Genomic DNA, 26,548 nt, shown 5'->3' with positions numbered 1-26,548 from the left:
CCGTCACGCCGCCCGTACCGCGATCACATGGGTCAGGGCGGCCACGCGGCGGTACGGGTCCGTGGCGCCCGCCCGCTCCTCGCACGCCAGCAGCGCGGCCAGCTCCGCCTCCCCGGGCACCTCGGCGTCGTCCGGGGCGGTGTCGGTGAAGACCCGCACCCCGTACCACGCGGCCACGTCGAGCCGCCGCCCGGCGAGCGAGGCGGTCAGGGCGTCCAGGCGGTCGGCGCGGGCCGTCACGCCGATGCGATTGCCGTACGACGGCTCCTCGAACGCCCGCCACGCCGCCGCCCAGTCGCCCGTCAGCCCCGGCCGCATCGCCAGCCCGTCGCCGTTGCGGACCAGCAGCGACACGACGCCCCCGGCCCCGGCAGCCGGGCGAGGTCGTCCAGCACCGGCTCGGGGTCGGCGAAGTACATCAGGACGCCGTGGCACAGCACCACGTCGAAGCTCCCGGGCTCGAACAGCGACGCCAGGTCGCGCACGTCGCCCTCGACGGTCCGCGCGCGGCGCCGCACCTCCTCCGGCTCGCCCGCCAGGGCGCGGCCGAGGTCGGCCAGGAGCGCGGGGGAGGAGTCCAGCCCCGTCACCTCGTGGCCGAGCCGCGCGAGGCGCAGCGTCTGCGTCCCCTGCCCGCACCCCACGTCCAGGACGCGCAGCGGCGCCCGCCCCGGGAGGTGGGCCCGGAGCTGGCGGGTGACCAGCTCCTGCCGGACGACCTGCCGCAGCGTGCCCAGCCGCGCCCGCCACCGGCCCTCACCCGCCGCGAACCCCGTCTCCATGTCACCCCTCGTCGCCCGTGGCGGCCCTCGTCCCGCCGGTCCGCGCGGCGAGCGGCCCACCCGTGTGGACCGTCATCGACGACCATGATCGTACGGCCGGCCGGGGCGGGTCACCAGCGGCCGGCCACCTGCGGGGCGACGAGCTCGTCGTAGACGTCGCGCACGGCGCGCAGCGACTCCGGCGGCAGCGGGGCCAGCCCCGCAGCCGCCGCGTTGGCGCGGGCCTGTTCCGGGTTGCGGGCGCCCGGGATCACCACGCTCACGCCCGGCTGGTCGGCGATCCAGCGCAGCGCGAACTGCGCCATCGTCACCCCTTCCGGCACCAGCGGCGCGAGCCGCCGCACCGCCTCCAGCCCGGTCGCGAAGTCCACGCCGGAGAAGGTCTCCCCGACATCGAACGCCTCGCCGCGGCGGTTGTAGGTGCGATGGTCGTCCGCGGCGAACGTCGTGTGCTCGTCGTACCTGCCGGACAGCAGGCCGCTGGCCAGCGGCACCCGCGCGATGACGCCCACCCCGGCGGCGCGGGCCGCCGGCAGCACCTCCTCCAGCGGGCCGAGCCGCAGCATGTTGAGGATGATCTGCACGGTCGCCACGCCCGGCCGGGCGATCGCCGTCAGCGCCTCCTCCCGCGTCTCCACGCTCACCCCGTACGCGGCGATCCGCTGCTCGGCGACCAGCGTGTCCAGCGCGTCGAACACCTCGTCGGAGGAGTAGACCGGCGTCGGCGGGCAGTGGAGCTGCACCAGGTCGAGCACGTCCACGCCCAGGTTGGCGCGGGAGCGGTCGGTCCAGGCGCGGAAGTTGTCCAGCGTGTAGGCGCCGGGCTCCTGGGGCACGCGGCGGCCCATCTTGGTGGCCACGGTGACCTCGCCGGCGGGCCGGGTCCTGAGGAAGCGGCCGACCAGGCGCTCGCTCAGCCCGTCGCCGTAGACGTCGGCGGTGTCGACGAACGTCACCCCGGCCTCGGCCGCGGCGGTGAGCGTGGCCAGGGCGTCGTCCTCCGGGACGTCGCCCCAGTCGGCGCCGAGCTGCCAGGCGCCCAGCCCGACGACTCCCACCCGGCGGCCCGTCCGGCCGAGAACCCGCTGCTCCATGGTGCCGTTCCCCTTCCCCGCCCTGCTGGTGTGTGAACGCTAACAGCCTGTTCGGACGCCTCGCGACCCACCCGGCCGGGCGGGGCCGAAGCGGTTCGGGGTCGAGGCGGCTCAGTTGGGCGGGTCGAAACGGCCGTCCACGGCCGTCCAGCCGCCGTCCACGTACAGCACGGACCCGGTGACGAAGCTCGCCGCGTCGCTCGCCAGGTACACCACCGCCCCGGCCATCTCCTCGGGCCGCGCCCAGCGGCCGAGCGCGCTCTTGGCCGCGTACGCGTCGTACCAGGCGGGGCTCTCCTTGATCTGCCGCGTCAGCGGCGTCTCCACCACGCCGGGCGCGACCGCGTTGACCCGCACCCCGTACGGGCCGAACTCGGCGGCGGCCGTGCGCAGGAGCTGCACCAGCCCCGCCTTGGTGGCCGAGTAGACGCTCTGCCCCGGCTCCGTGACCGACGCCCGGATCGACGCGAACCCGACGATGGAGCCGCGCCGCCGCTCCACCATCCCCGCCCCGAAGGCGCGCACCACGTCGAACGAGGCCCGCAGGTTGAGGTCCACGACCCGGGCGAACTCCTCGCCGGAGTAGTCCAGCAGCCGCTTGCGGACGTTGGTGGCGGCGGTGAACACCAGCACGTCCGCCGGCTCCCCGGCCGCCGCCTCCCGGACCGCTTCCGCGTCGAGCACGTCGAGCAGCCGGGCCCGGCCGCCGGCCCGCGCGGCGGTCTCCTCGGCGGCCGGCAGGTCGCGGTCCGCGCACACCACCTCGGCGCCGTGCGCGGCCAGGGCCAGGGCCGCCTCCCGCCCGATGCCGCTCCCGGCCCCGATCACCACAGCCCGCCGCCCGTCCAGGCGGAACAACGCGTCGTATCCCGTCATAGGAGGAACCCTAGCGACTGGTCTGACCAGTGCACCAGGTGCACGGGGGTGGAGTCTCCGCCGAACCGGTACGCGCGCGGCGGCTACCGCCGATCCCCGTGCCGGGCCCTCCGCTCGGCGCGGCGCAGGAAGTCCCGCTCGGCGGCGTTGGCGGTGCGGGCGATCGCCGCCCCGTACGCCTCCGCCGCCTCCGCGTCGCGTCCGAGGCGTCTCAGCAGGTCGGCGCGGACGGCGTGGAAGAGGTGGTAGCCGGTCAGGTCCAGGTCGTCCACCAGCGCGAGCGCGGCCCGCGGGCCGTCGGTCTCGGCCACCGCGACGGCCCGGTTCAGCGCCACGACGGGCGACGGCGCGACCACCATGAGCTGGTCGTACAGCCGCACGATCTGCCCCCAGTCGGTGTCCGCCGCCGTGCGCGCGTCGCCGTGCACCGCGTTGATCGCCGCCTGGATCTGGTACGGCCCCGGCTGGCCGCGGCGCAGGCACCGGCGGACCAGCGCGTGCCCCTCGGCGATCAGCTCCCGGTCCCAGAGCGAGCGGTCCTGCTCCGGCAGCGGCACGAGGTCGCCGCCGGGCGTGGTCCGCGCGGCGCGGCGCGCGTGCACGAGCAGCATCAGCGCGAGCAGCCCGAGCGCCTCGGGCTCGTCGGGCATCAGCTCGGCCAGCAGCCGGCCCAGCCGCACCGCCTCCGCGCACAGGTCGTCGCGGACGAGCCGGTCGCCGGAGGCCGCGGTGTGACCCTCGGTGAAGATCAGGTAGATGACGGCGAGCACGGAGCGGAGCCGGTCCGGCAGGTCGGCCTCGCGCGGCACGCGGTACGGGATCCGCGCGTCCCGGATCTTGGCCTTGGCCCGGACCAGCCGCTGCGCCATGGCCTGCTCGCTCACCAGGAACGCGCGGGCGATCTCGGCGGTGCCGAGCCCGCCCAGCAGCCGCAGGGTCAGCGCCACCCGGGCGTTCACGGCGAGGGCGGGATGGCAGCAGGTGAAGATGAGCCGGAGCCGGTCGTCGTGCACGGGGCCCTCCTCGGCGGGGGAACCGGGGTCGTCCCAGGCGTGCAGCAGGGCCGCGGCGGCGTGCCGGCCGGCCCGGGACGACTCGCGGCGCAGGCGGTCGATCGCCCGGTTGCGGGCGGTCGTGATGATCCACCCGGCCGGGCTCGGCGGCGTGCCCTCGGCCGGCCAGCGGTCCAGCGCCACGGCGAACGCGTCCTGGACGGCCTCCTCGGCCAGGTCGATGTCGCGGAAGTGCCGGACCAGCACGGCCACCGCCCGGGCGTACTCCCGCCGGAACACCCCCTCGACGTCCACGTCCGGGTCCCGGCCCGGGCCGCCGGGCGGGGGCGGCCCGGCGCCGGTCAGGGCAGCTCCTTGAACGGCCGCACCTCGACCGGGAGCCCGCTGGCCGCCGAGATGCGGCGCGCCCACTCCAGCGCGCCGTCCAGGTCGTCCGCCTGGACGATCACGAGCCCGCCGATGTGCTCCTTGCCCTCGGTGAACGGGCCGTCGGTCATGAGCGTGTCGCCGTCGCGGACCTGGACCACGGTGGAACTGCTCGCGGGGTGCAGGCCCCCGTTGAACACCCACGCGCCCGCCTCCCGCATCTCCCGGTCGACGGCCGCCAGCTCCCGCATGATGGGGTCCAGCACCTCGGGCGGCGGCGGGTCGCCGTCGGGCTGGTACAGGTTGAGCAGGTACTGCTGGCGCATCGGTGCTCTCCTCGCTGTCGTGTGCGCGGCGTCGTCGCCGTCCTCTCATCCTCCACACGAACGGGCCGCCGCGGTTTCGACACCGGGCGGCACGGGATTCACGACGTGTTCGCTCTCCTCGCCTCCCACTCGGCCCGGGTCAGCTCGTACTCGACCACGCCCTCCTCCGCGCCGTCGATCGCGTGCGACCGGTCCTGGAGGTCCGTCCGGACGTGGCGCAGGCCGCACTTCTCCATCACCGCCCGGGAGCCGCGGTTGACGGTCAGCGTCCTGGCGAACACCCGCCGGGCGCCCAGCTCGCCGAACGCCTTGTCGATCAGCGCGAGCGAGCCCTCGGTCGCGTACCCCTTGCCCCAGGACGCCCTGCGCAGCCGGTAGCCCAGCTCGGGCTCCTCGGGGTCGCCGTCGTGGGCGGGCCGCAGGTGGAACCAGCCGGCGAACGCGCCCGTGTCGCGTTCGACCGCCGCGAAGAATCCCGAGCGGACGAACGCCGGGAGGGTCTCGCGCACGATCACCTCGCGCGGGGTCGGCCGGCCGCCGCTGAGGTAGCGCATCACCTCGGGATCGCTGTCCAGCTCGACCAGCAGGTCGGCGTCCGCCTCGGTGAAGCGCCGCAGGAGGAGCCGGTCGGTCGTGAGAAAGATGTCCATGGACGAACGCTAGCCAGCCGCCCGGGCCCGGCTCGACGTGTTCTCCCCGCCGTGCCTGTGGTTGCATGCGGGGGACCGCCGAGGAGGACGGTCGTTCCGGAAGGGGGCGGGGTGGGCAGGCGCACGCAGGCCGAGCGGACGCGGGCCACCACCGGTGAGCTGGTGGAGGCGGCTGGGCTGCTGTTCGGGCGCGACGGGTACGCCGCCACGTCGATCGACGACGTGGCGCGGGCGGGGGGCCTGACCAAGGGGGCGGTCTATCACCACTTCTCCGGCAAGGCCGACCTGTTCCGGGCCGTCTTCGTCCGGCAGCAGGAGCGCCTGACCACCGTGATCGCCGAGGCCGCCCTCCACCCCGCGACCGGCGCGGACGGCGCGGAGGGCGGCGAGGACGCGGACCTGCTGGCGGCCGTGCGACGCGGCGCCCGCGCGTTCCTGCTCGCCTGCGCCGAGCCGGAGACGCGGCGGATCGTCCTGCTGGACGGGCCGGCCGTGCTGGGCTGGGACGAGGTGCGGCGGATCGAGTACGGGCACACGCTGCGGCTGCTGCGCGAGGGGCTCGCCGCCGCGGCCGGCGCCGGCCGGATCGGGCCCGGCGACGTGACGGTGCGGGCGCATCTGCTCTTCGGGGCGCTGTGCGAGGGCGCCATGCTCGTGGCCCGTGCCGACGACCCCGGGGCGGCCCTCACCGAGGTCCTCGCCCGGGCGGACGCCCTCATCGCCTCCCTCGCCTCCCGCCCCTGAGCGCGCCAGGTCAGGCCAGCAGCGCGGAGACCGCGCGGGCGAAGCCGTCCGGGTTGTCGAGCATGATGTTGTGACCCGCGTCCGGGACCTCCACGAGCCGCACGCCCGCGGCGGCGAGGTCGCCGGCCGCCGCCGGGGCCTCGCCCTCCGGGTACAGGTAGGCGCGCGGGATCGGCAGGGAGACGAGCAGCTCGCGCATGGCCGGGTCCGTGCCCTTCGCCAGGCTCGTCGCCGTGCGGTGCAGCCCGCGCCGGTCCGCCAGCCGCATGGTCGCCCACCAGTGCGCCCCCACCCGCTCGCGGACCTCCTTCCAGCCGTGGCTGACGAAGTCGTCCTCCGTGTAGCTCGCGATGCCGCTGCCGCCCGGCTTGACGAGCCCGGGAGGGTACGGGTCGAGGTTGGCGTCGACGAGGATCAGGCGGGCGGCCAGGCCGGGGTGACGCGCGGCCAGGGCGATCGCCACCGCGCCGCCCATGCTGTGGGCGACCAGGGACGCCCCCTCCGCCCCCGCCTCGCGCAGCACCGCGGCCAGCGCGTCGGCGTGGGCCTCCAGCGTGTACGCGAAGTCGGCCGGCCGGTCGCTGATGCCGAAGCCGAGCAGGTCCACCAGCAGGGAGCGGCGGCCGGTCAGCAGCGGATGGGCGGCCGCCGCCGCGTAGTAGGGGGCCGAGGCGGCGCCCAGCCCGTGGACGTACACCACGGCCGGGTCCGTGCCCGGCAGCTCGACCCAGCGCATCCGGGCGCCGCTCGCGTGGACGATCGCGTCACGCATGGGTGACCTCCTGCTCGTTCAATACATCGGATCCGAGGTATCTCGGTGCCGATGTAGAGTAGTACACATGCTGGAGTTGGCGATACTCGGGTTCCTCAAGGACGGCCCGACGCACGGTTACGACCTGCGCACGAAGGTGGCCGCGCTGACCGGCCACGTCCGCCCGGTGGCGGACGGCACGCTCTACCCGGCGATCAAGCGGATGGCGGCAGCCGGGTGGATCACCCGCAAGGACGAGCCCGGCGCCGCCGCGGCGCCCCGCCGCGTCCTCCACCTGGCCGAGGCGGGGGAGCGGGAGCTGGAGCGCAGGCTGCGCGACCCCGACCCGCTCGACCTCAGCGACGAGAACCGCTGGTTCACGCTGCTGGCCTTCCTGCGCCACCTGGACGACCCCGCCGCGCAGGCCGAGGTGCTGCGCCGGCGGCTGGCGTTCCTGGAGCAGCCGGCGAGCTTCTTCTACGACGGCGACCGGCCGATGCGGGCGGAGGAGTTCGGCGACCCCTTCCGCCAGGGGCTGCTGAGCATCGCCCGGGCCACCAGCCGGGCCGAGCTGGCGTGGCTGCGCGCCACCGTCGATTCCCTCGACCGGGCCGCCGCACCATGACCGTCGCCGCGGGCGGCGCGTCCGCCACCACCGGCCCGGACATCACCCGGCGGCTCCTCCCTACAATGGCCGGGTGAATCCGGATCTGGTCGTGAGCGGCACGTGCTGAGCGCGGCGGGGCTGGACGCGGAGGAGGAGGCCGCCTACCGGTTGCTGGTCAGGACCACCGAGGCCGAGCCCGACGCCCTGGCCGAGGAGCTCGGCGTGGCGGCCGAGGTCGCGCGGCGGGCGCTCGGCTCGCTGCTGGCCAAGGGGCTGGCGCGCGCCGTTCCGGGAGATCCCGGCCGGTTCACGGCGGTCGCGCCCGACGTCGCGCTCGCCCCCCGCCTCCACCGGAGGCAGGCCGAGGTCGACCGGGCCCGGCACGCCATGGAGCAGCTCACGGGGGAGTACCTCGCGCACGCGCGGCGCCGCGAGGCGGCGCAGCTCATCGAGGTGATCACCAGCCGCACGGCGCTGCGCGAGCAGCTCCGGCTGCTGCAGGACGGCGCCCGGCACGAGGTGCTCAGCCTGTGCCGGGCCGGGCACGTGGCCATGAGCTCGCAGGAGAACATCGAGGAGCTCGCGGCGCTGCGGCGCGGCGTCGGTTTCCGCGTCATCTACGAAGGGGCGCTGCTGGAGGAACCCGGCATGCTGGTCAACCTCGCCGAGGGCATCACGCTCGGGGAGCAGGCCCGCGCGCTGCCCGCCCTGCCGGTGCGGATGATCATCGCGGACGGCGAGCTCGGGGTGCTCCCGCTCATCCAGCACACCGACGGCCTGACCCAGCTCACCGCCGCGCTGATCAGGCCCAGCAGCCTGCTCGACGCGCTCAAGGCGCTGTTCGAGAGCCTGTGGGAGCGGGCCACGCCGGTCAGCCTCACCAGCCCGGGCAGCCCGCTCGACTCCGACCACCTCTTCCTGCTGTCGCTGCTGGTCGCCGGCGTTCCGGACAAGTCGATCGCCACCCAGCTCAGGATCTCGCAGCGTACGGTGCAGCGCCGGATCGCCTACCTGATGGAGCGGGCGGGCGCCCGGACCCGGATGCAACTGGCCTGGCACGCCGCCCGCGAGAACTGGCTCTGACCGATCAGTAGGCCCTGATCACCGTCTGCCGGACCGTGTTGCCGGCCGAGTCGGTGGCGGTGACCCGCAGCGACGGGTGCGGGCGCAGGACGAGCGCGCTGTAGCGTCCGCCGCCGAGCGCGATCACCGGCTGCCTGGCCCATGTCGCGCCGTCGTCGTACGACAGCTCCAGCTTCAGGTCCTTCGCGCGCGCCCCGCTCACGCCTTCCTGGTGTCGTACGGTGAAGCCCACCAGACCGGGGCGCTCCGGGCGCACGTCATAGTCGACCTGCAGCAGCGGCAGCACCCGTTCGCCCGGCTTGGAGCGGAACGTCCAGGCCGTCTCGGTCGCGGTGGCCGTGGTCCACTCCTCCGAGGTGCGCCTGGTGGACAGCTCCAGCCGGTAGGCGGCCTCCTGCGGCGCGGCGGGGAACGCGCCCCAGGCCGCGTCGCGCTCGGCCACCAGCGTGCCGTCGCGGAAGAACCGGGCCGACGCGGTGTCGTTGTCCACGCCCGCGCGGGAGACGTGGCCGGAGGAGTCCACGAACTCGGGGATCCGGATCTCCATCGTGTCGCCCTCGCGGGTGGAGGGCTTGAGCCAGGCGGGGATCGCCGGGCGGACCACCGGGGCGTGCCAGCTCTCGGCGGTGCGCGTGCCGGGCCGGTAGGTGCGTGGCTGCTCGGTCATGCCGTCGACCAGCGGGCCCATGTCGTCCCAGACGTACTGGTGGTTGACGATGTGCTGCCAGAAGGAGCCGTCGGCGTTGACGTACTCGGCGCGGCGCAGCGGGGTCTTCACGATCCGCTGGGTCTCCATCTGCTGGCCGAGCGCGTACGACTGCCAGGGGCGCCAGCCGAAGCGCTGCTCCTTGGCCCAGGCGAAGCCCCCGTTGTCGGCATATGTCGTGTCAACGCGTGCGGTGTTGCTGTCGTTCACCTCGTGCACGATCCTGTCCGGCACGCGGCCGTCGGAGACCTGCATGACGTCGTAGAGGTACGGCGAGTTCATCGTCCCCGTGACCTCGAGCCTCGCCTCGCCCTTCCCGATCCGCTCCAGCAGGCGCTGCCCGTCGTCATGAGCGACCACCAGGGCCGGGATCGGCAGGTCGGCGCCGACCGGCTTCCAGCCATGTCCGAACGCGTCGTCGGGGGACAGCACCAGGATCACGGCGGCCGCGCCCGCCTTGATCGCGGCGGCGGCCGGGTCGGCCCAGTCGATGTCCTCGCTGCGGATGACCGCGGCCCGGCCCTTGGACCCGGCCGCCCCGTCGGCGAGCCGCCACAGGTGCCGCCCCTCCACGCCCGGCGACCGGCCCAGGAACCCCATCCGGTACGGCTGCGCCGTGCCGGGCACGCGGGCGGTGAGCTTCGGCGCGACGAGCTGCCAGCGCGAGGCGAACTCGAACGAGCCGTCACGCACCGGCTGGGTCGGTGAGACGTTGAGCCCCTCGACGACGTCGAAGTTCATGACGCCCTGGGAGATCTTGCGCGAGCCGAACGCGCGATAGGTGAAGGAGGTGTAGATGCCCACCTGCTCGGCGGGTTCCCTGGTCCTGATGGTCACCGGCGTGGTCCGGCGGAAGTCGAGCACCACGTCGAGGTCGCGGTCGACCTTGAGCTCGGGGATGACGACCATGCCGTCCCGCGGGTGCATGCGGCCCCAGCCGCCGCCCAGGTTGAGCGACTGCGTCATGTAGGTGCCCTCGGACACCTCGACGGTCAGCCCTTCCACGGGCAGCCAGGTGAACAGGTCGTCCTGCTGCGACGCGCCGAACATCGACAGCGTGTCGGCGCCGGTCGGCCGGCCCGCGGCGTCGAGGGCGGTGAAGTGGACCTTGTGCTGCGGTCCCTTCCAGGTCAGCGCCAGCGTGGTGTGCACCTGGTCCGCGCCCGCGGTGGCGGTGACGAGCCCGCCGTACCGGCCGAAGGAGAGCTTGGCCAGGTCCACGGTGACCTTGACGTCGGCGGTGGCGCCCGCCGCGACCGTCACGGTGCCGGCGCTGAGCGCGGCCCCGTCGAGGGAGCTGGCCAGCTCCAGCGTGACCGGGGCGGACGTGCCGTTGGTGTAGGTGATCGTGCCCTCGGCCGTGGCCGGGCCCGCGCCCCGCTGGTGCTCGCCGAGGTCGACCACGCCGGTCGCGGTCACGCCCTGGCGCACCGCGCGGGCCACGTCCAGGCGGCCCGCGCCGGCGTCGTCGATCCGCTGGCCCGGGACGGGCTTGGCCGAGCCGATCAGCGCGTCCTTGATCTGCTTCGCCGTCCAGTCGGGGTGGCGCTGCTTGACGATCGCGGCGGCCCCGGCCACGTGCGGCGTGGCCATCGAGGTGCCGGAGGCGGCCGTGTAACGCTCGTCGACCGGCTCGCCCATGCTGGTGCCCGCCGCGCGGGCCGCGACGATGGCCACGCCGGGGGCGGTGAGGTCGGGCTTGGGCGCGTCGTCCAGGCGCGGGCCGCGGCTGGAGAACGGCGCGAGCGCGTCCTTGCCGTCGACCGCGCCGACGGTCAGCGCCGAGGTCGCCGCGCCGGGAGTGCCGATGGAGTACGCGGAGCCGTCGTTGCCCGCCGCGACCACGAACAGGGCGCCGGTGCGCTCGGTGAGGGTGTCGACGGCGACGCTGAGCGGGTCGGTGCCGTCGGTGGCGCCCCCGCCGAGGCTCATGTTGATCACCGACGCGCCTTCGGCGGCGGCCCACTCCATGCCCTCGATGACGCCGGACAGGGTGCCCGAGCCGTCGTTGCCGAGCACCTTGCCGACCATCAGCTCGGCGCCGGGGGCGACGCCCTTCCTGCCGTCGCCGCCCGCGATGGTGGCGGCCACGTGGGTGCCGTGCCCGTTGCCGTCGCGCACGCTCGGCTCGCCGGTGAACACCTTGGTCTGCTTGACGCGTCCGGCCAGGTCGGGGTGGGTGGCGTCGACACCGGTGTCCAGCACGGCGACCTTGACGCCCTTGCCGTCGAACCCGGCCCGCCACGCCTCCGGCGCGCCCACCTGCGGGACGCTGTGGTCGAGCGTGGCCTTGACCTTGGCGTCCAGCCAGATCTTCGTCACGCCCTGCGCCAGCGTGGCCCGCGGCTCGTCGAGCGACTTCCACAGCGTGCCGATCGTGCGCTTGTCCGCGGCGACGGCCCGGCCGTTGACGCTCTCCAGCTCGGCCCCGGTCGCGCTCTTCGGCGCGGAGCCGTCGTAGAGGAACAGCAGCGGCAGCTTGTCCGTCCGCGCGTCGTCGTACCCCTGGGCGATCAGCCGGGTGACCGAGAACAGGCCGGGGTCCAGCCGCTTGGCCGCCAGGAAGGGGACGATGTCGTTGGGCAGGACCCGCAGCTCGCCGTTCTCCTCGGTGGTGCTGAACGCCATCCGCTCACGGCCCGGCCCCGGCTTCACCTCGACCGCGTGCCTGCCCGGTCCGGCCTGCCTGACGGTCACCACGTCACCGGTGATCAACGTGACCCGGTGGACGCTCTCGCCGGCGGGCTCGGCGGCGGCCGCGGGTAACGGGGAGCTCAACAACGCGGCGGTGGTGACTCCGGCCACCGCCACAGGGACGGACCAGTGCATGGGGGCGAAACCTCTCCTAGCAGCAAACAGTGGACACGAGAGTGGGTGATGGAGTGCCACCCACACCAGGTGTCACCTATGCCGTTTGTCTGCCATGTCGCGATTGCGACACGCGCCAGGAGTGGGCAGCCGCCGCCTCCGCTGCGAGCCGCGTGTCAGCCGGGGCGGCGGAGGGTGCGGTGCACGGCCAGGCCGACGAGGGCCGCCGACGCGAGCGCCAGGATCCCCCCATCGGTCCACTGGAAGCGCCAGAACCTGGACGGCGGATGGTAGTACACCGCGTACCGGTAGCCCTTGCCGAACAGGCACGCCTGCCACGCCTCGGCATTCTTGCTGCTCTGCCCCACGTCCACCCGACGCGGGCAGCCGCTGTCGGCCGGCTCGGCGACCTCCCTCCCGGACGGCTCCACCCAGGCGGCGCTCACCAGCCGGGCGTCGGGATCGGCCGGCAGCACGGTGCCGGACAGCTCGGTACGCGCCGGCTCGGCGTAGTAGTCGCTCAGCTGGAACAGCGTGAACATCGACACCGCCACACCGGCCACGACCAGCGCCATCGCGGGCAGCGTACGCCGGAACAGGGTGCCGGCCGCGGTGCCGAGCGCGAACGCGTACAGCCACCACGCCGCCGGCCCCACCCCGACCATGTTGAACACGCCGATGTTGCCGAACGTGGAGTCGGCCCCCGTCCTGAACACCGGCCGCCACAGGCTCACCATGAGCGACAGCAGCAGCCCGCCCGCCACGACTGCCCCGCCCAGGAGCGACAGCTTGACGGCCAACCACCGCCCGACGGGCACGGACTGGGTCCAGGCCAGGCGGTGGGTGCCGCGTTCGTACTCGCGGCCGAGTAGCGGCGCGCCCCAGAACGCCCCGATCAACGCGGGCGCCACCAGAGGCATCCAGCCGAAGATCGAGTAGACCGCTTCGTAGCGCTGCCCGAGCGCGACCGCCAGGTCTCCGCACGCCACGGCGACCCCGGGACAGCCGGGCGGGGCGTGCTCGGCCACGTACCGGCTCGCTTCCACCGCCGAACCCAGCAGCAGCATCCCCAGCAGCACCAGGAAGGCCGCCGTCACGAGGATCTGCGCCCGGTGCTGGCGCCACGTCACCCAGATCACGCGCCCACCCCCGTCAGTCCCGGCAGCGCCGCCGACTCGGGGCTGCGCAGGTAGCCCATGACGAGCTCCTCCAGCCCGGGGCGGCGCGCCTGCCAGCGCGGATCGAGCGGGGGCGCGCCCCTGACCAGCATGCTGACCTGCCTGCCGACGCGGCTCGCGCCCACCACCTGCGTGCCCGCCGCCGATGCCCCCTCCGGCCCGGTGAGCACGAGATGCCCGTCGAGCAGGTCCTCGATGTCGCCGCTGACCTGGAGCCGGCCCCCGTTCAGCACGACCAGCCAGTCGCACGTCTCCTCCAGGTCGGAGACGACGTGCGAGGACAGCAGCACGGTCAGCTCCCGGCCGGCCACCTCCGCCATGATCGAGCGCATCACGTCGTGGCGGGCGACGGGGTCGAGGTTGGCCAGCGGTTCGTCCAGCACGAGCAGGTCGGGCCGACAGGCCAGTGCCAGCGTGAGCGCCACCTGCGCCTGCTGCCCGCCCGACAGCCCGCTCACCTTCTGCTTCAGCGGGATGCCCAGCCCGGCGAGCCGGTCGGCGGCGTCGTCCCAGCGGGTGTTCATGCGGCGGCCGAAGGCGAGCATCTCGGCGACGGTAAAGCTCTCGTACAGCGGCTTGTCCTGCGCCACGAACGCCGCCTCGCCGGCCACGCGGACGCTTCCCAGCGTCGGCCGCAACAGGCCCACGGCCGCGTGCATGAGCGTGGTCTTGCCCGCGCCGTTAGGCCCGACGAGCGCCGCCACGCGCCCGGCGGGCACGGACAGCGAGCAGTCGCGCAACGCCCACGTGCGGCGATAGCGGACTCCCAGCCCGGTCGCCTCCAGCGCGGGCCTCATGCCACGCCCTCCTTCGCGGCGTCGGCCAGGACCACGGTGAACAGCGCCCGCAGATCCTCCTGATCGAGCCCGGCCGCGCGGGCGTCGCGCACCCACTCCTCCAGACTGCGCCGCAGCCGCGTGTGCTCGGCGAGCGTCGCACCCGCGATGCCCTGCCGGACGAACGTCCCCATCCCCGGCCGCCCCTCGACCAGACCTTCGCGCTCCAGCTCCCGGTACGCCTTGAGCACGGTGTTGGGGTTGATGGCCAGGCTCTCGACCACCTCGCGGGCGGTCGGCAACTGGTCGCCGGGCCGCAGCGTACCGAGCCGGAGCGCTTGTTTGACCTGGTGAACGAGCTGCAGGTACGTCGAAACCCCCGAGCCGCGGTCCAGGTTGAACTCGATCAACCAAAACACCCTTTCACTAGTCGAATAGTGAAATGGTGTTGGATGGGGGCGCTCGTTGTCAATCGTCGAGAATGCCTACCTGACCGACCAGGGCAGGACCGCCGGGTACAAAACCGCCGGAGGCGTGCGCCGCGCCAAGACGCGGCCGTCCTCCACGGCGTGGCCGGTCGGGAAGCGGGCCGCGGGGGTTCAGCCCAGTGACGGGTCGTCGGCGAGGATCCTCGCGTGCAGGGCCGTCAGCTCCCTGCCGGGGTCCAGCCCCTGCGACTCCGCGATGACCGCCCGGGCGCCCCGGTAGGCGTCCAGGGCCTCCGCCCGCCGGCCGTCCCGGTAGAGCGCCAGCATGAGCTGCGCCCAGAGCCGCTCGCGCAGCGGCTCGTCGGCGAGCGCCGCCAGCAGGTGGGCGACGGCCTCGTCCAGGCGCCGCAGCGCCAGCAGCGCCTCCACGTGGTCGTGCACCGCGGACAGGCGCCGGCAGGTGAGCCGGGCGGCGGCCATGCCGAGGGGGTCGATGCCGTCGCCGAGGCCGTCGAGGGCGGGCCCGGTCCACAGCGCGAGCGCCCCCGCCAGCTCGCGGGCCGCCTCCTCGTGCCGTCCGCCCTCCAGGGCCCGCCGGCCGGCGTCGGCCAGGGCCGCGAACCGCACGGCGTCCACGTCGGCGCCCTCGACGCGGTACCCCTGGGGGACGGGCTCGATCGTGACCTCCGGGCCGAGCAGGACGCGCAGGTCGCAGACGTAGGTCTTGACGTTCCCCCGCGCGGATCGCGGCTCCCGGCCGTTCCAGAGCCCGCGGACCAGCCGGTCGACCGAGACGCCGAGGCCGGGGGTCAGGCACAGCAGGGCGAGGAGCTGGCGGTGCTTGCGCCGTGTCACCGCGACGGTACGGCCGTCGGCGGTCAGGACGTGCAGCGCGCCGAGGAGGCGTACCTCCACTCAGGCCTCACGGCCCGACGTCGATCTCCCGATAAAGGACAACACGATAAAGGACGATATGTCATGACCGATGACGCTGTGAGGTGAACCGTTTGTGAACCGCCACCTGTGATGATCTTGCCGCGTCTGTCCCGCATGAGGGACATGAAGAAAGGACCGGCACGTGATCAGTAGGTTACTCGGGGTCGCGGTCGCGGCCACCGTCGCGATATCCGTGGCCCCCGCCGTCGCGTACGGCGCCACCCCGGGCTCCGGGGCGGCCACCGGCGGCGAGACCCCTAAGGCCGAGGCCGTCACGCAGGACGACTCCGCCGACGTGCCCGAGGAGAGCGGCCCGGAGGAGACGGCGGAGGACACGGCCAGTGTCGGCAACGTCGACGCCGCCGAGATGGAGGACCTCCGGCAGGCGGCCACCGAGGAGGGCATCACGCTGGAGGAGGCCGTCGCCCGCTACGGCTGGCAGGACGACTTCGTCAGGGTCGCCAACGAGGCGCGGGACTCCTTCCCCGACACCTACGCCGGAGCGGTGATCTCCGAGGACGGTTCCAGCGCGTCGATCGCCTTCAAGGGTGAGGCCCCCACGACGGTGACGAACCTCGCCAAGACCGTGCGCCACCCCGTGAAGGTCTTCGGCGGCCGGCCGTACTCCGAGGAGGAGCTGCGGCAGACGCTCAAGGCCACGCACTACGAGATCCTCGCCCGGCCCGACGTCGCCACCAGCGCCGGCGAGTACGACGTCCAGACCGGCGTCATCACCATCCGGACGCAGCCGAAGGAGCCGATCACCGACCCGGCGGCCAAGGAGCGCTTCCGCGCCTCTCTCCTGCCCGCCCGGCTGGCGTCCGCCAACCCCGCCATCAAGGTCGACATCGAGGTCGCCGACCAGCTCGAGTACCAGCCCCAGGCGTACCTCCGCGGCGGCGGCCTGCTGAACACCACGGGCGGCGAAGCGCACTGCACCACCGGGTTCACCGTCAAGAAGGGCAGCACGACGGGAGTCACGACGGCGGCCCACTGCGGTTATCCCTCGAAGCAGCGCTACCACAACCACGACACGAACGACTACACCATCGTCACCCGCAAGGGCAGCCACAGCGGCGGTCACGGCGACGTGGCGTGGTTCTCGCGCGGCAGCTACACGGCGGCGAAGACCTTCTACTACAACAAGGGCAAGACCCGGTACGTGGACGAGACCCGCTGGGCCGTGCAGGGCGTGCGCCTGTCGAACTACGGCCGGACGAGCGGCTACAAGTCCAGCGCCAAGATCTACCGGATCAACCTGTGCTTCGACCAGGAGTGCGACATGGTCGCCATGGACAAGGCGGTCACCAAGCCCGGGGACAGCGGCGGTCCGTGGTTCAACGGCACCTCCGCGTACGGCATCCACAGCGGGGTGGCCAAGGTCGGCGGGAAGAGCCGCTCGGTCTACAGCGAGGTCAGGTACCTGCCGCAGGCGCTCGGCGTCACGGTCATGGAGCGCTGAACGCGACACGCGGGGCGGCATCGCACCGGCAGAGTGATCGACACCTGGAGCCCCATGTCGGGTCCAGATTGACGACCAGTGAGGAAATGTGGTCGGGTCGTAACTCTTGTTAGAGATGTGATGATTGAGACCGCTTCGGGGGTAAGGCGTTAGATGTCGCGGTATCCACGGCACGCGTTCGCGCGCGTGCTCGCCTCCGCGTCCTTGGCCGGTGCCGTGCTGACGGCGGGTTCCACAGCGGCGGAGCCCGCGTCGGCCGCGGGGCCGGCGGGAGCGGCGGCCGTGGATGGCGTGGCGCCCCACCCGATGCGGGGTACCGTCCGGGCGGCGCAAGTCTCCGGCGCCGCCCGGACGGCGCGTTCCTCCACCTCCACCTCCGCCTCCGCCGCGGTCGCTGGGGTCGCCTCGGTCGCCGGGGCGGAGGTGCGGCCGGTGCCGTCCGTCCGGCGTCCCGCTCCCGCCACCGTGAACGTCCCCATGGAGCCTTCCCCCGCCCTCCGGGAGGCCGGCGGGCGGCCCGAAGGCCCCGCCGCGCCGGAGATCACCGTTCCGGCGGGCTCGCGGCTGGTGAGCGAGGTCGAGCGCGAGGCGTCCCGTCAGGTCGGCGCCAAGGGGCCTGACGTGCGGTCCGTCCTCCCCGACACCAAGGACGCCCGCCCCCTGACGGTGAAGATCCCGCCGGCCGCGCTGTCGCGCTCCCTGACCGACACCCTCACCGGCGCGCTCGGCGGCGGCGGAGGCGGCGCAGCGGGAGGCGGCGCAGCGGGAGGCGGCGCAGCGGGAGGCGGCGCAGAGGGGCGCGGCGCAGCGGGAGGCGGCGCAGGATTGGGCCGTGCAGTGCGTCGGGCGGGTAACGGCGGCGGCGAGCGGGAAGGCGCGGCCTTCAAGGGCGGGGCGCCCGTTGCGGAGCCCCTGCGGATGGAGGCGGCGCCGGGCCTTGCGGCGGAGGTGACGCGAGCGCACGTGGCGGAGACGGCGCCGGCCCGCGCGGCGGAGGTGGCCCCGGGACTGGCGGTGGCGGCGACGCGAGCCCGTGCTGCCGACGTGGCGCAGGGGCGGGCCCCGGTGGCGGCTCAGGGCGCCGCCGCGGCGGAGACGGCGCCGGCCGGCGCGGCGGCGGCGCCCGGGTTGGCGTATCGGCTGTGCGTGGAGAGCGCCGAGGTGCCGGTGTCCTGCTCGGCCGTCCGCCCCGTGGCGGTGCCCGTGGCGGCCGACGTGACGGGCGACGGCGTTCCCGACCTGGCCGCCGACCTGGTGCCCGCCGCCCGCCCTCAGGAGGGCGCCGTGGGACTCGGGTTCGCCGTGCGGCGGCTGCCCGGCGCGGCGCGGAAGGCGGAGAGGCTGCGGGCGCGCGTGTGGGCGGAGTACGACGGGCGCGTCTCGGTCGGGTTCGACGGGCTCCGGAAGGGGGCGTCCCTGTCGGCGGCCGACCGCGGGACGTTCACCGTCGACCTGTCCGGCCGGCGCGTACGGGCCGAGGTGAAGCGTACGGACCCGGGCGCGTCCGCGGCCGTCATGGCCGGTCTGACCGGCCGCACCGCCGTCAGCCTCACCCAGACGCCCGCGACCGGGAGCCTCACCGTGGACGCCGCGCTCGGCGCCCCCACGTTGGAGGTGTCCGCGTCCGCCCCCGCCAGGGTGGACGCGGTGGCCGTGGACGGCGGCAGGTACGTCCGCGCGGTGCTCGACCGCATGCCCACCCGCGCCCGGGTCGAGCTGGCCCGGCGCGACGGGGCCGCCCGGGTGCGCTTCTCCGGGTCGAGCCCGGCCGGGCGCGCCGAGCTGCGCAGCTACGCGTACCGTGACGGCCGCCTGTCCAGGGCGATGAGCGCGAAGCTGCGGGACGTCCCGCCGTCGCTGACGGCCTCGTACGAGACCGACCAGGGACGCCACGCGCTGGAGGTGACCTCCGGCGGAGGCCGGGCGGGATCGGCCGAGCTGGTCTGCTTCGACCGGGCCGCCGCCGAGACCGTGCTGCGGGCCGAGCTCGACGGGCTGCCCGCCGAGGTGCGCCTGGAGACCGACCCGGCCGCGCGCCGGGTCACCGAGACGTCGGCTTCGGCGATCGGCCGGCTCGCGGTGGTGCTCCAGCGGGGCGGTGGCGCGGTGTCCAGCCCGCGCGGCGGCCACGTCACCATGATCAAGGACGGGGCCGCGCTGGGCGTCTCGGCGCTGGTGTCCGGGGTGTCCGGGCTCGACGTGACGTACGGGGCCACGCCCCGCGCCAGCCTGAAGGGCGCCCCGGGACGGTCGTTCGTCGCCGCGGCGAGCCTCGACGGCACGCGCCTGGCCCGGGTCGAGCTGTCCAACACCCCCGGCGACGTGGACGTGACCCTTGCTCCGGCCGCCCGCAAGGCCGTCTACCGGGGGACGGGCGTGATCCGCGAGGCCCGGGTGGCGTACACGGACCTGAAGCAGGGCCCGACCGTCGACGCCACCGTGTTCGGGACGCGCGGCGAGGTGGCGGCGTCCTGGACGCTGGGGGAGAGGTCCGAGGTCGAGGTCACGGGCACCTCCCGGCTGCCCCGGGTCCGGCTGTACGCCGCCAGGGGACCGGCCGCCCCAGCCTCCGGGACGTCGGCCGCCCCCGTCTCCGGCACGTCGGCCGCCCCGGCCTCCGGGGCTGTGGGGGACGGCGGGAAGGGCGACGACGTGCGGGCGGAGATCGCGGGTGCGGGGCGGCATGTGCGGCTGGTGGCCGACACCGCGGACCGCGCCCTCGCCTGGACGTCCGACCGGTCCGTCGGCTCCGTCGCCGCGCTGGCGCGCGCCAAGGTGGACGGCCGGTACGTCAGGGCCTCCGCGCGCGTCACCGGCGTACCGGCTCGCTTCGACGCCTCGTGGGCTCCCGGCGCGTACCGCTTCCGCGGTCTGTCGGGGGCGGTGGGGTCGGCGGAGCTGGCCTTCACCAACCACGACGGCGTCCGCGTGCCCACGGGACCGCACCTGGCGGCCCACTACGACGAGGCCACCGGCGACCTGGACGCGAGCGTGCGGGTCACGGGCCTGAGGACCGTGGACTTCACCCCGGAGGAGGCCGGCTTCACGGCCGGGCTGGGGGCGGCGCGTCAGCGGCTGGCGCTCGACGCCGACGTCACGCGGGGCGACCTGCGCTTCGGGCTGCTGGGGCACGTCGGTCCGCTCCCGGGACGGCTGTCCGTGACGTCCGCGAACGGAGTGATCACCTACACCGGCGGCCCGGCCGACTCGCGCGAGAACAGTGGCGGCGCGGAAGCGGGCACGGAGACAGGCGCTGAGACGAGCGCTGAGACGAGTGCGGAGACGGGCGCCGAGACGAGTGCTGAGACGGGCGCCGAGACGAGCACTGAGACGGGCGCGCGGGCGGGGAAGGGCGCGGGCGCCCGGCTGGATCTGCGGGCGCGGGCCTGGGCGGGGAAGGTGGGCGCTCTGCGCGGCATGACCGCCGCCCCCGCCGTGAGCGGCGGCGTCTCGCTGGTCGACGGCCGCTGTGCCCCCGGGACGCCCGGCTGCCAGGAGGGCGCGTTCTGCGTCGCCGGGCGCGGCTGCTTCGGCGTCCAGGCGTACGTGGACCTGAACGGGCTGCCCGACCGCGTCACCGTGGACCCGGCCAGGAGGGCGGTCACGTTCGACGGCTTCCGGCCACGGGGCGGCGGCCTCGACGTCTACCTCGCCAGCTCCGTCCTCTCGCCGGTCCCGGTGCAGGCGCGCGCCACGCTCACCGGCCTGCCGAGCACGGTCACGAGCATGGCGATCGGGCCGTTCGAGGTCGGCGGGCACGGCGTCGTGCGGGCCGTGTACCGGATCGCCCCGGCCGTGACGCTGGGGTCGCTCACGGTCCACGCCGAGGCGGGCGGCGTGCGCGGGCGGCTGGCGGTCGATCCGGTTCCCGCGGCGCTGGACGTCCAGGGCACCTACGGGGCGCGCACCCGTATCCGCGTCACCGACTCCGCGCCGGTCAGGAGGCTCAGCGCCGCGGTCACCGTGCCGGGGGCGGGCAGCGGCGAGCTGGAGCTCGGCGACGTGCCGGCCGTCTTCGGGCTGGACACCGACGCGTCCGGCGGCGCCCTGCGCGTCCCCGCCCTGACCTACAAGGCCCTCCCCGCCCCCAGCGCCGGAACCGGCCGTGCCGTGGGCAAGGGGCAGACCACGGGCAAGGGGCAGACCACGGGCAAGGGGCTGAACGGTCTCGACGGGCGGCTGGCCGTGGAGGGCGGGCTCGTCGATCCGGGCGGGCGGCTCGGCGGTGTGGCGCTCTCCGTCGCCGACCTGGCCGCCGACACCACCATCCGCCCCGGACCCGGCGGCCAGGGCGCCGATGTGATGTCCAGGCCCGTGCCCACCGGGCGGCTCGCGGTGCGCGCCGGGCTGACCATCGACCCGGTCGCCCGCCAGCGCCTCGCCGTCGCCAAGGACGTCCCGTACACGACCGGCTTCCTGTCGTACCAGGTCAGCGGCGAGTTCGGGCTGGAGCGCAGCGCGATCGAGGACGTCTCGATCACGGCGCGCCGCGTGTCGTGGCTGCGGGTGCGGCCGGGCAGGGTCCCGTTCGGGCTGAAGGCGCCGGCCGCGGTCGGCTACCTCGCGCCGGGCTTCGAGGGCGCGTACGGCCGGCTGGACATCGCGGCCAAGGGCGTGGACCTGCGGCCCGACGTGCGGCTGGACGTGCGCCTGAGCCGCAGGGTCGGCGCCGACGTCTTCCACGACTCGGTACGGCTGGGCCGCGCCACGTCCCTGGCGCTGCGCCGCTACGACCAGCGGATGCGGCGCATCGGCGCCCGGCAGTCGATCAGCGCCGCCGGGGTGCGGCTGGCGTGCCTGACGGTGGACGCCCGGCCGGGCTTCGCCGCGGGGCGCACGGGCGACTCCATCACGCTGCGCGGCGCGGACGGGCCGCAGATGGTGTCGCTGCTCGACCCGGGCGGCCAGGTGCCGGACTACGCGGTGGACCTGCTGACGCACTTCATGTCGCCGTTCCCGGACGCCGGCTGGAAGGTGGCCGGGGTCAAGGCGGGCGACTGCTCCGCCCCCTCCACCGGGCCGGACACCCGCTGACCGTCCACTGATCACCTACCGGTCAGGGGCGGGTGGCGGCGATCACACGCCTGATCTCGGCGCCGCTGCCCAGGTGGCCGAGCACCTGGGAGACGTCCCGTTCGGCCGCGCCGGACGGCCGGGCCAGGTCGTCCTCGCCGAAGGCGGGCACCAGTCCGGCCAGCCGGTCGTGCTCGGTGCGCAGGGCGGCTATGACCGCGTCGGGGCTGCTGATCTGTCCTCCGATTCCGGTGCGGGACGTGCGTGGCCGGTCACCGGTGCGCGCCGGCATGGAAGGCGCGGGCGGCGAAGCCGATCCACTCGGGGCGTTCCCAGGTGGTCCAGCGGGCGCGGGCCCGCTCGTCGATCTGCGCGGCCGCCTCGTCGGCGGAGACTCCGGCCGCGCGCAGCCGTGAGGCCTCCTCGTACACGTAGGCGAGGTAGTCGCGGACGTCGCGGATCAAGGAGACGCCGGCCACCTCCCCGTGGCCGGGCACGACGATCTCGGGCTCGCGGGCGGCGAGGTCGTCGAGCACGCCGATCCAGCCCGCGCCGTCCACGTCCACGTCGTACGGCGGGAAGTACGGCGCGATCGGGAAGATGCGGGTCTCGATCAGGTCGCCGCCGAACAGCACCCGGTCGTCGATGACGACCACCTGGTCGGAGCCCGTGTGCGCCGGGCCGACGGCCCGCAGCGCCGCCGTGCGCCCGCCCAGGTCGATCTCGGCCCGGCCCTCGTAGACCAGGTCGGGGTCGACGAGTTCGACGCCTTCGAGCTCGGCCGCCGCGGCGGCGCTCAGCCCCTTGAACATCTCGACGTAGGCGGCGCCCTTGCGGTGCAGCTCGGCGCGCTGGGAGGCGTTGTAGACGATCGTCGCGGCACCCTTGAACACCTGCGCCCCGAACCCGTGCTCGGGGTGGAAATGCGTGATGGTCAGGAACAGGCGCCGGTCGCCGGCCAGGCGCCGGGCCTGCTCCAGGACGTGGGCGCCGTTGCGGGGGCCCATGCCCGTGTCGATGACCAGCGCGGCGTGCTCGCCCACGACGATCCCGACGTTCGGCACCAGCTCGACGCGGTCGTCGGGGATGACGTACACGCCGTCGGTCAGCTCGACGGGCTCGCCGCGCACGATCGGCGGCGGGCTCGTCCGTACGTCGGGAAGGTCGCTCAGGTCGGGGGACGGGTTCGGTGTCAGGCCGGCGGGGCACATGATCCAACTCCAATCTGAACAGCGTTTAGATACCGGCGAGCGTAGCAGAGAACTGAGCAGTGTTAAGATCGGGCGATGGCGAAGGGGCGATACCACCACGGTGACCTGCGCAGCGCGCTGCTCGACGCCGCCGAGGCTCTCGTACGCGAGCGCGGCACCGACGGCTGGTCCCTGCGCGAGGCCTCGGCGCGCGTCGGCGTCAGCCCCAGCGCCGCCTACCACCACTTCGCCTCCCGCGACACGCTGGTGCGCGCCCTGTCCGAGCGGACGCTCGCCTGGCTGGGGGAGCGCCTGCGGCAGGACTGCGAGCGCGCGCCCGGCCGGCAGGACGACCCCCAGCGGCGGCTGATCGCCCTGGGGCGCAGCTACGTGAGCTGGTCGCTCGACGACCCGGCCGTCGCCCGGCTCGTGCTGCGTGGCGGCGCCACCGCTCCGGACTCCGCCATCTCCCCCCACCCGCACGACGTGCTCACCGCGGAGCTCGACCGGCTCGCCGGCGCCGGAGCCCTGCCGGAGCCCGCCCGCGAGGGAGCGGAGTTCGTGGTGTGGGCGGCGCTGCACGGGCTGGCCGTGCTGCTGGCCGACGGCCTGGTCCGCTTCGACGACCCGCACGCGGTCGATCTCCAGACCGAGCGCGTGGTCCGTACCACGCTCAACGGCCTGGCCCAGGAGGCGTCGCACGCGGCGGGCCGGCCCGCGGGCCGCTCGGCGCACACCGAGCGCCTGGCTCGCCGTTCGGGTGGATGACACCCTTTCCAGGGGTACGTCTTCCGGGCGGCGGCCAGGGTCAGGCGGGGGTGTCGGGCTCGGTGAGGGTGCGGGTGGTCAGGGGCGGCCGGCGGACTCGGTGAGGGAGCGGGTCAGGCGGCCCAGGGTCCGGTGCAGGTCCGCCAGCTCGTCCGGCCCCATCCCCGACGCCTCCATGATGCGCCGGGGCAGCGGCTCGGCCCGCGCCCGCAGCAGCGTGCCCTCGGGCGTGAGCCGCACCAGCACCGACCGCTCGTCGCCCGGGTCGCGCTCGCGGCGCACGAGCCCGGCCGCCTCCAGGCGCTTGAGCAGCGGCGACAGCGTGCCGGAGTCGAGCCGCAGCGCGAGGCCGAGGTCCTTGACCGACACCTGGCCCCGCTCCCACAGCACGAGCATCACGAGGTACTGCGGGTACGTCAGCCCGAGCGCCGCCAGCTCGCGCCGGTAGACCGCGTCGAGGGCGCGCGAGGCGGCGTGGACGGCGAAGCACACCTGGTCGTCGAGGCGGAGGGCGTCCATGTCCCCATGCTACCCGATTTGACGGTCCTCAATTAAGTTGTGCACAATCGAGTTGCATCCAACCGATAAGGAGTGCAGCCATGAGCGTCCTCTACACCGCGATCGCCACCGCCACCGGCCGTGAGGGCCGCGCCGTCACCTCCGACGGCCGGCTCGACGTGCCCCTCGCCCCGCCGAAGGAGATGGGTGGCACCGGCGCCGGCACCAACCCCGAGCAGCTCTTCGCCGCCGGATACGCCGCCTGTTTCGCCAGCGCCCTCGGCGTCGTGGCCAGGCGGGCCAAGGCCGACGTGTCGGAGGCGTCCGTCACCGCGGAGGTCGGCATCGGCCCGAACGGCGACGGCGGCTACGCGCTGTCGGTCGCGCTCCGGGTCGAGCTGCCCGACCACCTCCAGGGGGAGGAGGGGCGCGCCCTGGTGGAGGCCGCCCACCAGGTGTGCCCGTACTCCAACGCCACCCGCGGCAACATCCCGGTCGAGCTCGTCGTCGAGTGACCGCCGACCAGGGGCGCCGGATCAGGTCAGGACGTCGCCCAGCCGGATGACGGTCAGGCCCGGCCGGCGCACCAGCTCGCGCACCGTCCAGATCTCCTCGTCCACCGTCGTCCCGTCCAGCCGCATCCGGGCGCCCACCCGCAGCACCGGCCGTCCCGTGTCGTCGCGCACGAGCCGCGCCCGCGCCTCGGTGTCGTCCGTGAACAGCAGCAGGAAGTCGCTCGGGTCGACCGGCGCCTCCATGGCCAGGCCGGGACGGAGGCGGGGGTGCGCGATCTTGACCAGGTGATCGTTCATTCCGCCACCCCTACCCGGGAAGCGCCCGGGCAGGCTCCTCCCATCGCGGGATAGCGCTTACCTGGTCGGATGCGGTGAAATGGCCTCACCCGTGTTCCCAGGCACCACAGGTTGGAGATCTTCGTGGCCCTGTTCGACCTGCCGCTTGAGCAGCTCCGCACGTACCGCCCCGAGCGTGACGAGCCCGCCGACTTCGCGGACTTCTGGACGCGCACGCTGGAGGAGGCCAGGGCCTTCGACCTCGCTCCCGAGTTCACCCGCTACGACCTTCCGTTCGCCTCCGTGGACGTGTACGACGTGTCGTTCGCGGGCTGGGGCGGCCACCGGATCAGCGGCTGGTTCATCACCCCGCGCGACGCCGAGGGCCCGCTTCCCTGCGTGATGCACTACATCGGCTACTCCGGCGGGCGCGGCTTCCCGCACGACCACCTCATGTGGCCGGCCGCCGGGTACGCGGTGTTCGTCATGGAGACCCGCGGCCACGGCGGCGCCAGCGTCGGCCACCCGGGCGCCACCGGCGACCCCCACGGCGCCACGCACCCCCACGCCCCCGGCATGATGACCAAGGGCATCCTCGACCCGGAGGAGTACTACTACCGGCGGGTCTTCACCGACGCCGTGCGCGCCGTCGAGGTGGCCGCCACGCACCCGGCCGTGGACGCCCACCGGATCATCGTCTCGGGCGGCAGCCAGGGCGGCGGCATCGCCCAGGCCACGGCCGCCATGTGCCCGTCGGTCGCCGGGGCGCTCATCGACGTGCCGTTCCTGACGCACTTCCGCCGGGCCGTCGAGATCACCGACTGCGACCCGTACCAGGAGATCGTGCGCTTCCTCGCCAGCCGGCGCGGCGACGAGGAGCAGGTCTTCCGCACGCTGGCCTACTTCGACGGCCTCCACTTCGCCGCCCGCGGCCAGGTGCCTGCTCTGTACTCGGTGGCGCTGATGGACGACGTCTGCCCGCCGTCCACGGTCTTCGCCGCCTACAACCACTGGCAGGGGCCCAAGGAGATCACGGTCTGGCCCTGGAACCGGCACGAGGGCGGCCAGGGCTTCCAGCGCGAGGAGCAGCTCCGCTACGTGCACAAGCTCCTCTCCGACGCCTGAGGCTCCGACGTCTGGGGCTCCGACGTCTGAGGGTCCGACGTCTGGGGCTCCGACGTCTGAGGGTCCGAGGGCTGGGGCTCCGACGTCTGAGGGTCCGAGGGCTGGGGCTCCGACGTCTGAGGGTCCGACGTCTTGGGCCGGAACGCCGCCGGCCCGGTACGGGTGAACGTACCGGGCCGGTCGGCGGGGTCCGGGCGCGGCCGGACCCGTGAGAGGTCAGATGGTGGTCTGGTCGGTCACCAGGAACGACACGGCACCCTTCTCGTCGGCCCCCGCGTCCAGCGACTTGTCGTCGAGCACGGTCGCCGCCACCGGGTCGAGATAGACGCGCGCCCCCTGCTCCTCGACGACGGCGTCGGTCGGCTCCGGCTGGCTGGCCAGCGAAAGGGTGAGCGTGCCCGTGTCCTGTCCCTGCGACGCGATGCGGACGCCGCTCTGCGACGGCTCCGGCGCGGACGCCGTGAGGTCGCGGATGGCCTGGGCAGCGTTTTCTGTCAGGGTGAGCACTAGGCTCCTCCTCGTGGTTGACGTGCAGGAATGTCCTGCCATGCCCGCTTGTCATCCACCCAACCCTCCT

Annotated in this window: 26 protein-coding genes; 8 read left to right on the top strand and 18 right to left on the bottom strand. The window is 74.4% G+C overall.

Annotation, left to right across the window (positions count from 1 at the left end):
• Positions 1 to 3: 3 nt before the first annotated feature.
• The 7 genes from HD595_RS43090 to HD595_RS43060 all read right to left on the bottom strand — a co-directional run bounded on the left by HD595_RS43090 (position 4) and on the right by HD595_RS43060 (position 5,107).
• Positions 4 to 354, bottom strand: coding sequence for a hypothetical protein (locus HD595_RS43090; protein WP_253779987.1), 351 nt, complete (start codon positions 352 to 354; stop codon positions 4 to 6).
• Positions 303 to 782 (bottom strand): class I SAM-dependent methyltransferase, encoded by a 480-nt coding sequence (locus tag HD595_RS43085; protein WP_253779986.1) that lies wholly within the window; start codon positions 780 to 782, stop codon positions 303 to 305. The genes HD595_RS43090 and HD595_RS43085 overlap by 52 nt, the downstream gene beginning before the upstream one ends.
• Before the next feature lie 110 nt (positions 783 to 892).
• Positions 893 to 1,876 carry an aldo/keto reductase gene (locus tag HD595_RS43080; protein ID WP_253779982.1) on the bottom strand — a complete coding sequence of 328 codons (984 nt, stop codon included), beginning with the start codon at positions 1,874 to 1,876 and terminating at the stop codon, positions 893 to 895.
• Between the two features lie 111 nt (positions 1,877 to 1,987).
• Positions 1,988 to 2,752: an SDR family NAD(P)-dependent oxidoreductase gene (locus HD595_RS43075; RefSeq protein WP_253779979.1), complete on the bottom strand. Its 765-nt coding sequence runs from the start codon at positions 2,750 to 2,752 to the stop codon at positions 1,988 to 1,990.
• 83 nt (positions 2,753 to 2,835) lie between these two features.
• Positions 2,836 to 4,059 (bottom strand): RNA polymerase sigma factor, encoded by a 1,224-nt coding sequence (locus tag HD595_RS43070; protein WP_253779976.1) that lies wholly within the window; start codon positions 4,057 to 4,059, stop codon positions 2,836 to 2,838.
• Positions 4,060 to 4,106: 47 nt separating this feature from the next.
• Positions 4,107 to 4,457: a YciI family protein gene (locus HD595_RS43065; RefSeq protein ID WP_253779972.1), complete on the bottom strand. Its 351-nt coding sequence runs from the start codon at positions 4,455 to 4,457 to the stop codon at positions 4,107 to 4,109.
• A 98-nt stretch (positions 4,458 to 4,555) separates the two neighbouring features.
• Positions 4,556 to 5,107 (bottom strand): GNAT family N-acetyltransferase, encoded by a 552-nt coding sequence (locus tag HD595_RS43060; RefSeq protein ID WP_253779969.1) that lies wholly within the window; start codon positions 5,105 to 5,107, stop codon positions 4,556 to 4,558.
• Positions 5,108 to 5,218: 111 nt separating this feature from the next.
• Here HD595_RS43060 and HD595_RS43055 point away from each other — a divergent pair, with 111 nt between their 5' ends.
• Positions 5,219 to 5,851 (top strand): TetR/AcrR family transcriptional regulator, encoded by a 633-nt coding sequence (locus tag HD595_RS43055; protein ID WP_253779966.1) that lies wholly within the window; start codon positions 5,219 to 5,221, stop codon positions 5,849 to 5,851.
• A gap of 10 nt (positions 5,852 to 5,861) precedes the next feature.
• On the opposite strand, the gene HD595_RS43050 is transcribed toward HD595_RS43055, so the two are convergent.
• On the bottom strand, positions 5,862 to 6,623 hold the full coding sequence (locus HD595_RS43050) for an alpha/beta fold hydrolase (RefSeq protein WP_253779964.1): 762 nt from the start codon (positions 6,621 to 6,623) through the stop codon (positions 5,862 to 5,864).
• A gap of 67 nt (positions 6,624 to 6,690) precedes the next feature.
• On the opposite strand from HD595_RS43050, the gene HD595_RS43045 reads away from it, so the two are divergent.
• Together HD595_RS43045 and HD595_RS43040 are read left to right on the top strand one after the other, a co-directional pair.
• On the top strand, positions 6,691 to 7,227 hold the full coding sequence (locus HD595_RS43045; RefSeq protein WP_253779961.1) for a PadR family transcriptional regulator: 537 nt from the start codon (positions 6,691 to 6,693) through the stop codon (positions 7,225 to 7,227).
• Positions 7,228 to 7,329: 102 nt separating this feature from the next.
• A complete protein-coding gene (locus tag HD595_RS43040; protein WP_253779959.1) occupies positions 7,330 to 8,292 on the top strand; it encodes a helix-turn-helix domain-containing protein in 963 nt (320 codons plus the stop codon).
• 4 nt (positions 8,293 to 8,296) lie between these two features.
• Here HD595_RS43040 and HD595_RS43035 read toward each other — a convergent pair whose 3' ends face one another.
• The 5 genes from HD595_RS43035 to HD595_RS43015 all read right to left on the bottom strand — a co-directional run bounded on the left by HD595_RS43035 (position 8,297) and on the right by HD595_RS43015 (position 15,103).
• Positions 8,297 to 11,827, bottom strand: coding sequence for a S8 family peptidase (locus HD595_RS43035; RefSeq protein ID WP_253779957.1), 3,531 nt, complete (start codon positions 11,825 to 11,827; stop codon positions 8,297 to 8,299).
• A gap of 155 nt (positions 11,828 to 11,982) precedes the next feature.
• Positions 11,983 to 12,945, bottom strand: coding sequence for an ABC transporter permease (locus tag HD595_RS43030; RefSeq protein WP_253779955.1), 963 nt, complete (start codon positions 12,943 to 12,945; stop codon positions 11,983 to 11,985).
• Positions 12,942 to 13,781 (bottom strand): ABC transporter ATP-binding protein, encoded by an 840-nt coding sequence (locus HD595_RS43025; RefSeq protein ID WP_253779952.1) that lies wholly within the window; start codon positions 13,779 to 13,781, stop codon positions 12,942 to 12,944. The genes HD595_RS43030 and HD595_RS43025 overlap by 4 nt, the downstream gene beginning before the upstream one ends.
• A complete protein-coding gene (locus tag HD595_RS43020; RefSeq protein WP_308211347.1) occupies positions 13,778 to 14,179 on the bottom strand; it encodes a GntR family transcriptional regulator in 402 nt (133 codons plus the stop codon). Before HD595_RS43020 ends, HD595_RS43025 begins: the two co-directional genes overlap by 4 nt.
• A gap of 180 nt (positions 14,180 to 14,359) precedes the next feature.
• Complete coding sequence (locus HD595_RS43015; protein WP_253779946.1) at positions 14,360 to 15,103, bottom strand: AfsR/SARP family transcriptional regulator; 744 nt, start codon at positions 15,101 to 15,103, stop codon at positions 14,360 to 14,362.
• A 163-nt stretch (positions 15,104 to 15,266) separates the two neighbouring features.
• Between HD595_RS43015 and HD595_RS43010 the strand changes: the two genes are divergently transcribed.
• Entirely contained in the window at positions 15,267 to 16,586 is a 1,320-nt protein-coding gene (locus tag HD595_RS43010) for a chymotrypsin family serine protease (RefSeq protein ID WP_253779943.1), read from the top strand.
• Between the two features lie 306 nt (positions 16,587 to 16,892).
• On the top strand, positions 16,893 to 21,620 hold the full coding sequence (locus HD595_RS43005; RefSeq protein ID WP_253779941.1) for a hypothetical protein: 4,728 nt from the start codon (positions 16,893 to 16,895) through the stop codon (positions 21,618 to 21,620).
• Between the two features lie 22 nt (positions 21,621 to 21,642).
• On the opposite strand, the gene HD595_RS43000 is transcribed toward HD595_RS43005, so the two are convergent.
• Positions 21,643 to 21,891, bottom strand: coding sequence for a maleylpyruvate isomerase N-terminal domain-containing protein (locus tag HD595_RS43000; RefSeq protein ID WP_253779938.1), 249 nt, complete (start codon positions 21,889 to 21,891; stop codon positions 21,643 to 21,645).
• Positions 21,872 to 22,810: an MBL fold metallo-hydrolase gene (locus HD595_RS42995; protein ID WP_253779936.1), complete on the bottom strand. Its 939-nt coding sequence runs from the start codon at positions 22,808 to 22,810 to the stop codon at positions 21,872 to 21,874. The genes HD595_RS43000 and HD595_RS42995 overlap by 20 nt, the downstream gene beginning before the upstream one ends.
• A 75-nt stretch (positions 22,811 to 22,885) precedes the next feature.
• Between HD595_RS42995 and HD595_RS42990 the strand changes: the two genes are divergently transcribed.
• Entirely contained in the window at positions 22,886 to 23,557 is a 672-nt protein-coding gene (locus tag HD595_RS42990; protein WP_253779933.1) for a TetR/AcrR family transcriptional regulator, read from the top strand.
• A 78-nt stretch (positions 23,558 to 23,635) separates the two neighbouring features.
• Here the strand turns inward: HD595_RS42990 and HD595_RS42985 are convergent, their stop codons facing one another.
• Entirely contained in the window at positions 23,636 to 24,076 is a 441-nt protein-coding gene (locus HD595_RS42985; protein ID WP_253779931.1) for a MarR family winged helix-turn-helix transcriptional regulator, read from the bottom strand.
• Positions 24,077 to 24,156: 80 nt separating this feature from the next.
• Between HD595_RS42985 and HD595_RS42980 the strand changes: the two genes are divergently transcribed.
• Positions 24,157 to 24,570, top strand: coding sequence for an organic hydroperoxide resistance protein (locus HD595_RS42980; protein ID WP_253779929.1), 414 nt, complete (start codon positions 24,157 to 24,159; stop codon positions 24,568 to 24,570).
• Between the two features lie 21 nt (positions 24,571 to 24,591).
• Here the strand turns inward: HD595_RS42980 and HD595_RS42975 are convergent, their stop codons facing one another.
• On the bottom strand, positions 24,592 to 24,867 hold the full coding sequence (locus HD595_RS42975; protein WP_253779927.1) for a hypothetical protein: 276 nt from the start codon (positions 24,865 to 24,867) through the stop codon (positions 24,592 to 24,594).
• 123 nt (positions 24,868 to 24,990) lie between these two features.
• On the opposite strand from HD595_RS42975, the gene HD595_RS42970 reads away from it, so the two are divergent.
• Positions 24,991 to 25,971 carry an acetylxylan esterase gene (locus HD595_RS42970; protein WP_253779925.1) on the top strand — a complete coding sequence of 327 codons (981 nt, stop codon included), beginning with the start codon at positions 24,991 to 24,993 and terminating at the stop codon, positions 25,969 to 25,971.
• Between the two features lie 216 nt (positions 25,972 to 26,187).
• Here the strand turns inward: HD595_RS42970 and HD595_RS42965 are convergent, their stop codons facing one another.
• On the bottom strand, positions 26,188 to 26,478 hold the full coding sequence (locus HD595_RS42965) for a Fe-S cluster assembly protein HesB (RefSeq protein WP_253779924.1): 291 nt from the start codon (positions 26,476 to 26,478) through the stop codon (positions 26,188 to 26,190).
• Positions 26,479 to 26,548: the final 70 nt, after the last annotated feature.

The organism is Nonomuraea roseoviolacea subsp. carminata, from assembly GCF_024172185.1.
Classification (GTDB): Bacteria; Actinomycetota; Actinomycetes; order Streptosporangiales; family Streptosporangiaceae; genus Nonomuraea; species Nonomuraea roseoviolacea.
The sequence above is the reverse complement of the archived record's forward strand: the minus strand, read 5'-3'. Positions and strand labels throughout refer to the sequence as shown.

Bases quoted from the DNA above. Each gene is read 5' to 3' on its own strand.
- HD595_RS43085 (WP_253779986.1), bottom strand. From the start codon at position 782: ATGGAGACGGGGTTCGCGGCGGGTGAGGGCCGGTGGCGGGCGCGGCTG.
- HD595_RS43080 (WP_253779982.1), bottom strand. From the start codon at position 1,876: ATGGAGCAGCGGGTTCTCGGCCGGACGGGCCGCCGGGTGGGAGTCGTC.
- HD595_RS43075 (WP_253779979.1), bottom strand. From the start codon at position 2,752: ATGACGGGATACGACGCGTTGTTCCGCCTGGACGGGCGGCGGGCTGTG.
- HD595_RS43065 (WP_253779972.1), bottom strand. From the start codon at position 4,457: ATGCGCCAGCAGTACCTGCTCAACCTGTACCAGCCCGACGGCGACCCG.
- HD595_RS43060 (WP_253779969.1), bottom strand. From the start codon at position 5,107: ATGGACATCTTTCTCACGACCGACCGGCTCCTCCTGCGGCGCTTCACC.
- HD595_RS43050 (WP_253779964.1), bottom strand. From the start codon at position 6,623: ATGCGTGACGCGATCGTCCACGCGAGCGGCGCCCGGATGCGCTGGGTC.
- HD595_RS43045 (WP_253779961.1), top strand. From the start codon at position 6,691: ATGCTGGAGTTGGCGATACTCGGGTTCCTCAAGGACGGCCCGACGCAC.
- HD595_RS43035 (WP_253779957.1), bottom strand. From the start codon at position 11,827: ATGCACTGGTCCGTCCCTGTGGCGGTGGCCGGAGTCACCACCGCCGCG.
- HD595_RS43025 (WP_253779952.1), bottom strand. From the start codon at position 13,781: ATGAGGCCCGCGCTGGAGGCGACCGGGCTGGGAGTCCGCTATCGCCGC.
- HD595_RS43005 (WP_253779941.1), top strand. From the start codon at position 16,893: ATGCGGGGTACCGTCCGGGCGGCGCAAGTCTCCGGCGCCGCCCGGACG.
- HD595_RS43000 (WP_253779938.1), bottom strand. From the start codon at position 21,891: ATGCCGGCGCGCACCGGTGACCGGCCACGCACGTCCCGCACCGGAATC.
- HD595_RS42995 (WP_253779936.1), bottom strand. From the start codon at position 22,810: ATGTGCCCCGCCGGCCTGACACCGAACCCGTCCCCCGACCTGAGCGAC.
- HD595_RS42990 (WP_253779933.1), top strand. From the start codon at position 22,886: ATGGCGAAGGGGCGATACCACCACGGTGACCTGCGCAGCGCGCTGCTC.
- HD595_RS42985 (WP_253779931.1), bottom strand. From the start codon at position 24,076: ATGGACGCCCTCCGCCTCGACGACCAGGTGTGCTTCGCCGTCCACGCC.
- HD595_RS42980 (WP_253779929.1), top strand. From the start codon at position 24,157: ATGAGCGTCCTCTACACCGCGATCGCCACCGCCACCGGCCGTGAGGGC.
- HD595_RS42975 (WP_253779927.1), bottom strand. From the start codon at position 24,867: ATGAACGATCACCTGGTCAAGATCGCGCACCCCCGCCTCCGTCCCGGC.